This is a genomic window from Sphingomonas sp. 66-10 (assembly GCF_001897045.1).
In the GTDB taxonomy this organism is placed as follows: Bacteria; Pseudomonadota; Alphaproteobacteria; order Sphingomonadales; family Sphingomonadaceae; genus Sphingomonas; species Sphingomonas lycopersici.
The window spans coordinates 1055-2563 of sequence record NZ_MKRR01000085.1 but is presented as its reverse complement, the minus strand read 5'-3'; the positions used below and the strand labels follow the sequence as shown (position 1 = coordinate 2563).

Genomic DNA, 1509 nt, shown 5'->3' with positions numbered 1-1509 from the left:
CCGACGCTCGACGATCTCATCGTGCTGGCCGGGCTTGTGCTGGTGCGGACCTTCCTGAGCATCTCGCTTGGGGTCGAGATCAACGGCCACTGGCCTTGGGAGGAAACCCGGATGGCGCGGGAGAAGGCGCGTGCTGCGGCGTTGGATGGGTCGCCTATGACGGCTGAGGCCGCCGGACGCGGCGCAGCGCTCAAGGGATAGCAGATGGGAGGTGCATGATGATCGAGAGACGCGAATTGCTGATGGCCGGCGCCGGCCTTGCCGCCGCTGGAACGCTGGCTGGGCCGGCGGCGGCGCAGCAGCATCGAATGGAAGGGATGGCGATGTCGATGACGGACTGCATCGACGATTGCGTGGCTTCGCACCGCATGTGCCTGGAGACCGCCGCCTGGCTGACGAAGCAAGGCGTCGCGTCAGCCACGGCGTCGCTGATCGCCATGCTGAACGACTGTGCGGAACTGTGCCAGGCGACCGCCAACTCGATGCTGCGCGAATCCTCCCTCCATACCATCCTGTGTCGCGCCTGCGCTGACGGCTGCGAACGATGTGCGCGGGAATGCCTGAGCCACGTCGTGGGCGAGCGGATCAAGCGTTGCTCGGCTACCTGCAAGGATTGCGCCGCCAGCTGTCGGATGATGGCGGACATGGCCAGCTGAGTGTCCTAGAACGCGCCCAGGCGTAGTGGGGTCAAGCAGCTCCGGCACGATTGAAGCGATCCGTCGGCTCCACAATGTGGGACCGCTGCGAAGCTGGGTCGTACGGGCGCGAAAGCGGGACTGGTTAGGTATCGGCGGTAGCGCTTTTAGACTAGCCAGGCAGCGATCGCGCCAACCACCGACTTGGTTTCGGCAACGTCGCGGACTTGCACGGTATCCAGCCCGAGGTGCTTGGCCGGATAATCATTTCCGCCCGGGAAGATCGCGTCACCGAAGAAGATCATCTTGTCGAGTGCGACGCCGGTCTGCTCGGAAAGGCGCTTGAGGCCATAGGCCTTGTCTATCCCTTCGCGCGTGATGTCGATCGATGTCGCCCCGCCGATATTGATGCCAAAGCCTGGCAGCAACGGCTGGAGCAGGGCCTGCAATCTCTTGCGCTTGGCGTGATCGGGATCCCACGTGTCCTTGGCCTCGAGCGGCGCTTGCTGACCGAGCGCGGAGAATGTGATCTGGCTGCCGCGATCCTCGATCTGCTCGCCCCAGATGTTCTCGTTTGCATAGCCCGCCTGCTCGACCGTCTTGGTTAGTGCTTCGCGGATGCGCTGGCTTTCGTCGCCGGTGAACAGATCGGCATAGATACGCGTCCATACTTAAACCCCGAGGCCTCCGACAAACCCGGGGCGGTTCAAGTTGATCAATAATCAGCCAGGCGAGCGTTCAATCACTGCGGCACCGATCCGAGTGAGCGTCCATTCCGACAATTTAGCCTGGGCCAGTCCGAGTGGCTGGTTCGGCGGTGGGCCTTGCCCCGATCGCGCCGAAGCAAAAGCGGCGTGCGATTTACGTTTCGCTG

Annotated in this window: 2 protein-coding genes and 1 pseudogene; 2 read left to right on the top strand and 1 reads right to left on the bottom strand. The window is 63.3% G+C overall.

Features of this window, described 5'->3' with window-relative positions:
* Both BGN95_RS07190 and BGN95_RS07185 read left to right on the top strand, forming a co-directional pair.
* Positions 1–201 (top strand): DUF1622 domain-containing protein (locus BGN95_RS07190; RefSeq protein WP_286772103.1); only part of this gene is annotated, 201 nt, incomplete at its 5' end.
* 14 nt (positions 202–215) lie between these two features.
* Complete coding sequence (locus BGN95_RS07185; RefSeq protein ID WP_353744680.1) at positions 216–656, top strand: four-helix bundle copper-binding protein; 441 nt, start codon at positions 216–218, stop codon at positions 654–656.
* Between the two features lie 146 nt (positions 657–802).
* Here the strand turns inward: BGN95_RS07185 and BGN95_RS07180 are convergent.
* Positions 803–1303: pseudogene (locus BGN95_RS07180) on the bottom strand (HAD hydrolase family protein); the annotation flags it as partial.
* Positions 1304–1509: the final 206 nt, after the last annotated feature.